Annotated in this window: 6 protein-coding genes; all 6 read right to left on the bottom strand. The window is 52.0% G+C overall.

What is annotated here, in order from left to right; all coding sequences use genetic code 11:
- Positions 1–344, bottom strand: a 344-nt coding sequence (locus tag ACKI61_RS07535; protein WP_407457132.1) for a nucleoside monophosphate kinase, incomplete at its 3' end; no start/stop codon positions are given.
- Between the two features lie 123 nt (positions 345–467).
- Positions 468–2,996: an ATP-dependent Clp protease ATP-binding subunit gene (locus ACKI61_RS07530; RefSeq protein ID WP_407457131.1), complete on the bottom strand. Its 2,529-nt coding sequence runs from the start codon at positions 2,994–2,996 to the stop codon at positions 468–470.
- A gap of 13 nt (positions 2,997–3,009) precedes the next feature.
- On the bottom strand, positions 3,010–3,684 hold the full coding sequence (locus ACKI61_RS07525; protein ID WP_407457130.1) for an ABC transporter ATP-binding protein: 675 nt from the start codon (positions 3,682–3,684) through the stop codon (positions 3,010–3,012).
- Positions 3,685–3,772: 88 nt separating this feature from the next.
- Positions 3,773–5,020, bottom strand: a complete 1,248-nt coding sequence (locus tag ACKI61_RS07520; RefSeq protein WP_407457129.1) for an FtsX-like permease family protein — start codon at positions 5,018–5,020, stop codon at positions 3,773–3,775.
- Between the two features lie 33 nt (positions 5,021–5,053).
- Positions 5,054–5,425 (bottom strand): four helix bundle protein, encoded by a 372-nt coding sequence (locus ACKI61_RS07515; RefSeq protein WP_407457128.1) that lies wholly within the window; start codon positions 5,423–5,425, stop codon positions 5,054–5,056.
- A gap of 55 nt (positions 5,426–5,480) precedes the next feature.
- A partial coding sequence (gene lysS, locus ACKI61_RS07510; RefSeq protein WP_407457127.1) for a lysine--tRNA ligase occupies positions 5,481–6,910 on the bottom strand: 1,430 nt, incomplete at its 5' end.

Genomic DNA, 6,910 nt, shown 5'->3' with positions numbered 1-6,910 from the left:
ATGTGCTTCACGTCGACGACGGATTCGATGAGCTTGACCTGGGCAACCGTGCGGGGAATACCGTCGAGGAGGAGGGTATCCTTGTCCGGGTTCACCTTGTTCGTGTTGATGAGGCCTTCGATGAAGCGGCCGAAAATTTCGACAGTGGCTTCGTCCGGAACCAAGAGGCCCTTGCTGGAGTAAGAAGCGAGGAGCTTGCCGGATTCGCTGGAAGGAGCAATGCCACGGAAGATGTCACCCGTGGAAATGTGCTTGAGGGAAGTGGTAGCAGCGAGCTTTGCGCCGACGGTACCCTTGCCGGAACCCGGTGCGCCGAAGATAAGAACTGCAGGAATTTTAGCCATTGTGATAACCTCTTGGGTTTGATTGTTGAATTTTTTCGCGGGTAAATATAAAAAATGTGGGATGTGTAGTGTGTAATGTGAAATTAAATTCATTACACATTACACACCACACACTTCACATTCCTAACTAGGTAATGCCTCGGAGGTGAACTTGAGCTTGTTGTTTTCGACATCGATGGAGATTGTCGAGAAGTCCTTGTAGATTCCAAGGAGCAAGCCTTCGGCAATTTCGTCTTCTACCAGGTTCTGGATCGAGCGGCGTATGGGGCGCGCGCCCAACGCAGAATCATAGTTGTTCGACACGATAAATTCCTTGGCCGCTTCCGATACTTCGAGAAGAATTCCCCGTTCGGACAAGTTCTTCTGAAGAGATGTAAGTTGGATATCGACCACCGAAGTGAGATCCTTCTTGGAAAGCGGACGGAACACGATCTGTTCATCGATGCGGTTCAAGAATTCCGGAGAGAACACACGCTTGACTTCTTCGCGAATCGCCGTTTCCATGCGTTCGTAGTCGTCGGTCTCGCCCATCTTGGTGAATCCCATGCCAGAACTATGGCGTACTTCGCGAGCGCCAGCGTTACTCGTCATGATGATGATGGTGTTCTTGAAGTTGATTTTTCGGCCATAACTATCGGTAAGGATACCGTCATCCAAAATCTGCAAAAGCAGGTTGTAGATATCCGGATGGGCCTTCTCAATTTCATCGAGGAGCACAACGCAATAAGGGCGTTTGCGCACCTTTTCACTGAGTTGTCCGCCACTTTCTTCAAAGCCCACGTATCCCGGAGGAGCACCGATCAGGCGGCTAATGCTATGCTTTTCCATGTATTCGCTCATGTCGATACGGATCATGGAATCTTCGCTGCCAAACAGACTCTGTGAAAGCACCTTCGCAAGCTCAGTCTTACCCACACCCGTCGGTCCAAGGAATAGGAAACTTCCCATCGGGCGCCTGGTGTCACGAATGCCCGCGCGGGTGCGGCGAATCGCCTTCACCACGGCATCAACAGCCTGGTCCTGGCCAATCACGCGCTCCTTGATTTCGTCGCCGAGCTTCAAAAGTTTCTGGGTCTCTTCACCGGCGAGGCGACTGATAGGAATCCCCGTCATCTTGCTGATGCAGTCGCGAATTTCGTTCTCATCGACAACGGGATAATCAGCGGAATCTTCCTTGTTCAAGGATTCGCGGCGTTCCTCGATGCGGTTGGTCAATTCTTCAATCTTGTCGCGAAGCGATGCCGCCGTTTCGTACTGCTGTTCCGCAATGGCTTCTTCCTTTTTCTGCGTCGCTGCGGCAAGTTCGTCTTCCATTTCCTTCAGGTCCTGCGGAGTGCGAATGGAATTCAGACGAACACGTGCACCGGCTTCATCGAGCACATCAATTGCCTTGTCGGGCAAGAAACGATCGGTGATGTAACGTTCGGCAAGAGTCACCGCAGCGCGAATGGCTTCGGGCGTATAATGCACCTTGTGGTGCTGTTCGTACTTTGGACGCAGTCCGTCCAGAATCTGGATGGAATCTTCGGAATTGGGCGGATTCACCACAATCGTCTGGAAGCGGCGTTCCAGGGCAGCATCCTTCTCAATGTACTTGCGGTATTCGTCAATGGTGGTCGCACCAATGCACTGGAGCTCGCCACGGGCAAGCGCCGGCTTAAAAATGTTGCTCGCATCGAGGCTACCTTCGGAACCGCCTGCACCCACGATGGTATGCAATTCATCAATAAAGAGAATCACCGAATTGTCCACGCGCTGAAGTTCCATAATCAGACCCTTCACGCGTTCTTCGAACTGACCGCGGTACTTGGTACCGGCGACCATTGCAGCCACGTCAAGCGTCACCACACGCTTATTCATCAGAAGCTCGGGAATCTTTTTCTGGACAATCTTCTGGGCAAGACCTTCGATAATGGCGGTCTTACCCACACCCGGTTCACCAATGAGAGCAGGATTGTTCTTCTTGCGGCGGCAAAGAATCTGAATCAGGCGTTCAATTTCACGACCACGTCCAATAATCGGATCAAGTTTGCCCTGCTTGGCAAGTGCCGTCAAGTCACGACCGAAATGATCCAATATAGGCGTCTTGGAACGCGATTGTGCACGAACCTGCTGGCGTGTATCTCCACGACCATTTACAAACCGTCCATCGTCACCTTCCGCATCTTCACCAGACGACTGACCGTTCATCGCCTCATTCTTGATTTGACGCAGAGCACTTTCAAAATTTTCAAAGGAAACGCCAAATGTCGAAAGAGTCCCTGCTGCGGGAGATTCCGTCTGCTGCAAAATCGCAAGCATCAGATGTTCAGGGCCAATGTACTGGTCGCCTTCGTCTTTCGCAATCTTTGCAGCATTAAAAAGGGCTGCCTTGCAACGTGCCGTAAACGAAAGGAGCGACCCGCGGGAATCCCCCACCGTCATAATGCCGCCGTTCGTTGTGAGCGAGCGCTGGATATTTTCACCCAAATCATTCAAGTTGACATTGAGTGCATGCAATGTCTCTGCCGCGAAACCAGAATCTTCACGAACAAGGCCTAGGAGCAGGTGTTCCGTTGTTATACTGTCGCTACCCAAGTTGCGGGCCGCAATACGGGCTGCCTGCAACACGGCCTTTGCTTTCTTCGAAAAAATACCGTTGATATCTGACATATTTCTCCTTAAGCTACTGAATGACGCCGCCGTGCATCACGACACGTCTTTTTGCAAAACTAGCCAATTTTTCGTCATGCGTCACAATCAAGAAAGCCTGGTTGAACTTTTCGTTGAGTTCGCCTATCAATTCATTAAGCATTGCGGAATTCGCCTCGTCCAGGTTGCCGCTCGGTTCATCGGCAAGCACCAAATCGGGGTGATTCATGAGCGCTCGGGCAATTGCCACGCGCTGGCGTTCTCCACCGCTGAGTTCCCTGGGCAAATGCTTCATGCGGTCCTTGAGGCCCACCGTTTCCAAAAGCATCGCTGCACGGTCGCGGCATTCCGCATCCGACGTCCCGAGGATTCGCCCCGGCACGCAGACATTTTCAATCGCTGTGAATTCGCTCAGCAAGTGATGAAACTGGAAAACGAATCCCACCTGCACGCGGTGGTAATGGTCACGCTCGGCATCGTTGAACTTGGAAAGCGCCTTGCCCTTAAAAAGGATTTCACCCGACGTTGGCGTATCAAGCATTCCCACCAGATTGAGGAACGTTGACTTGCCCGAACCCGAAGATCCCGTGAGGGCCACTAGTTCGCCTTCATCCATGGAGAAGTTCACGCCCTTGAGAATCTCAAGCTTTTCACCCGTCTCGGAGAAAACTCTGCGAAGATCGATGGTTTGTAATAAACTCATTGGCATACGTTAGTGGTTAGTGGTTAGTGGTTGGTGGTTAGGAAATATCTGAAACAATCCATCCTGTTTACTAATCACTAACCACTGTTTACTTCTACTCATGTCTAATCGCTCCTACGGGGTCGAGCCTGCTAGCCTTCCATGCGGGGAGAAGTGTCGCCGCCACGCATAGCGCAATGCCAATGACAAAAATCAAAAGAACATCAATGATATGCACCGAAATCGGGAAGTAGGGAATCACGTAGACATCGCCCGGGAGTTTGATGAAGTGGTAAGCCTCTTGCAGCTTGCAAAGCACCAGGCCAATCGTGCCGCCGACAATCGTGCCGCCCACGCCGATAAAGCTTCCCATGAGCATAAACACACGCATAATGCCCGCCTTGCTGAAGCCCATGCTGCGGAGAATGCCTATTTCTTTTGTCTTGTCGATGACAACCATGATAAGGCTACTGATGATGTTGAAAGCAGCCACCAAGATGATCAGGCAAATCACCGCTGCCACAATGAACTTTTCGTAGTTCATCCACTTTAACAGCGTGATGTTCTTCGTCTTCCAATCCATCGCATAATAGGGGTAGCCTAGCCAGCTGGAAAGGCTGTCGACAGCATCGCCAGCAAGCCAGTGATTGTTCAAGCGGAACTGGATACCCGTCACCACGTCACCCAGGCCAAGCAACTTCTGCAATTCCGGGATGCCCACGTAAGCAAGGTTACCGTCGTATTCGTAGGTACCCGTTTCAAAGATGCCGCTCACCACGCACATCATCATCTTCGGGCCACCACTGGTGACCATGGCGTCCGGGCTCTGGAATGTTTGGAGCACAAGCTTGTCGCCCACCACCACACGAAGCCTGTTGGCAAGGCCTGAACCGAGAATAATTCCCGGGCGGAGAGCGCCGCTCAAGTCTTCGAGGCTATCGACCGAGTAGTTGCCCCACTTGATGTACTTATGGATGTCGGTCACGCCTTTGGCGGTTTCAGCATCGATACCGTAAATGACAATGCCGTCATTCACCTTCTTGGAGCTCACGCCCACCTTGTAAATGATGAACGGAGACGACGCCACCACGCGGGAGTCGTGGTCGCGAACTTCATTCATAAGGCTATCGTAAGGCGCAATGAAATCGCCGTTGTAAGCCATCACTTCGAAGTGTGCGTCTTTACCAATCATCTGGGCCGTGACTTCTTCTTCGAAGCCGTTCACTGCGGCAAGGGCCACCACCAGCGCAAACACGCCGATGGAAACTCCGAGCATACTGAAAATGCCAATCAGCGAGACAAAGAGACTCTTACGCTGAGCCCCTAAGTAACGCCAGGCGATGAGCCACTCAAGTTTATTCATAGGAAGTAGTGGTTAGTGATTAGTGGTTGGTGGTTAGGATTCTTTGGATTTGGAATTCTGCCTTTCCTTGAGTTTGGCCAGCATCTTCCCAACCTCATCTAATGAACATTTTAAAAAAGATATCTCTGAATTCGAAGCTAGACCTACTCGTTCACACAAAATCAATTGCGTTTCGAGTTCAGCCTTGGATCCTAAAGAAATGCCTAAAAAATGTGCAAATTCTTTTTTAGACTTACGACCTTCACCTTCAGCAATATTACTTGCTATCGAAACAGAAGCTCTCCTCATCTGAGAAACAAGCCCAAACAATTCTTCTTTAGGGAACCGTTTTGTCAATTGGTAAACAGCGACTGTTAAATCAATCGCTTTTTGCCAAACAACTAAGTCCTTATAACTCTGAGCCATTACAAACCTGAACGAGATCCTGTTTACTAACCACTAACCACTGTCTACTGCGAAGCTACGCTTCGGGCTTCATCAGCGGGAAGAGCTGCACGTCGCGGATGGTCTGCTGGTTGGTAAGGAGCATGACCATGCGGTCGATACCGAATCCCACGCCGCCGGTAGGAGGCAGGCCAGATTCGATAGCGTGCATGAAGTTTTCATCCATGGGGTGGGTTTCACCTTCGCCACCGCGGCCGCGGCGCACCTGGTCTTCCAGGAGCTCACGCTGACGGATGGGGTCGTTAAGTTCGGTATAGGCGTTGCCCAGTTCCCATCCGTTAGCGTAGGGCTCGAACTGTTCAATGAGCCCTTCGATAGTGCGGTGCTTCTTGCAGAGCGGCGTACTTTCGGTGGGCATGTCCTTGATGAACGTCGGCTGGATGAGCTTGTCTTCCACGGTAAGCTCGAACAGTTCGAGGATACCGCGGCCGCGGCTGAATTCACCATCCAGATGTCCACCCAGCTCTTCCATCTTGGCCTTGATTTCGTCGTCGCTCATCTCGTTGACCTTGAGGCCGCCGAACTTCTCGATAGCCTCGATCATGCTGTAGCGGGGCCACGGGGCCTTGAAGTCGATTTCCTTGCCCTGATAGTCAATCTTGGTGGTGCCGTTGGCCGCAATGCAAGCGCGTTCGTAGATGTTTTCGAAGTGCACCATCATGTCATTGTAGTCGGCGTAGGCTTCGTAGAATTCGAGGCCGGTGAATTCCGGGCTGTGGGTGCGGTCCATGCCTTCGTTACGGAAGTTCTTGGAGAATTCGAAAACCTTTTCCATGCCGCCCACGATGCAACGCTTCAGATAGAGTTCCGGAGCCACACGCAGGTAGAGCGTCATGTCGCAGGCGTTGTGGTGCGTGGTGAACGGACGGGCGTTCGCGCCGCCGTAAATCGGCTGGAGCGTCGGAGTTTCGACTTCGATGAATCCCTTTTCAATCAAGTATTCGCGGATAGCCTGCAGAATCTTGAAACGCTTGATGAAGACTTCCTTCACGTCGTCGTTCAAGGCCATGTCGATGTAACGCTGGCGGTAACGGGTATCCACGTCGGCAAACTCGTTAAACACAACCTTGTTGCCGTTTTCGTCCACCTTTTCCTTGGCCACCGGGAGCGGACGCACGGCCTTACTGAGCATCGTCACCTTCTTCACGTGCACGGAGTACTCGCCCGTCTGCGTCTCGAACATGAAACCGTTCACGCCGATAAAGTCACCGAGGTCGGTCATCTTGACGACTTCGTAGTTTTCCTCGCCCACCTCGTCGCGGGCGCAAACCACCTGCAGGCGGCCATAGCGGTCCTTCAGGTGCATGAAGCACATCTTTCCCTTGCGGTTGAAGCGGACAACGCGACCCGCGAAGGCGACTTCCTCGCCCGACGCCATCAGGGCTTCCTTGTTTTCCTTGAGCGTTTTGGAATCGTGCGTGCGGTTGAACTTGTGCGGATAGGCCT

The organism is Fibrobacter sp., assembly GCF_045601785.1.
Taxonomy (GTDB): Bacteria; Fibrobacterota; Fibrobacteria; order Fibrobacterales; family Fibrobacteraceae; genus Fibrobacter.
The sequence above is the reverse complement of the archived record's forward strand: the minus strand, read 5'-3'. Positions and strand labels throughout refer to the sequence as shown.

Bases quoted from the DNA above. Each gene is read 5' to 3' on its own strand.
- ACKI61_RS07520 (WP_407457129.1), bottom strand. From the start codon at position 5,020: ATGAATAAACTTGAGTGGCTCATCGCCTGGCGTTACTTAGGGGCTCAG.
- ACKI61_RS07515 (WP_407457128.1), bottom strand. From the start codon at position 5,425: ATGGCTCAGAGTTATAAGGACTTAGTTGTTTGGCAAAAAGCGATTGAT.
- ACKI61_RS07525 (WP_407457130.1), bottom strand. From the start codon at position 3,684: ATGCCAATGAGTTTATTACAAACCATCGATCTTCGCAGAGTTTTCTCC.
- ACKI61_RS07530 (WP_407457131.1), bottom strand. From the start codon at position 2,996: ATGTCAGATATCAACGGTATTTTTTCGAAGAAAGCAAAGGCCGTGTTG.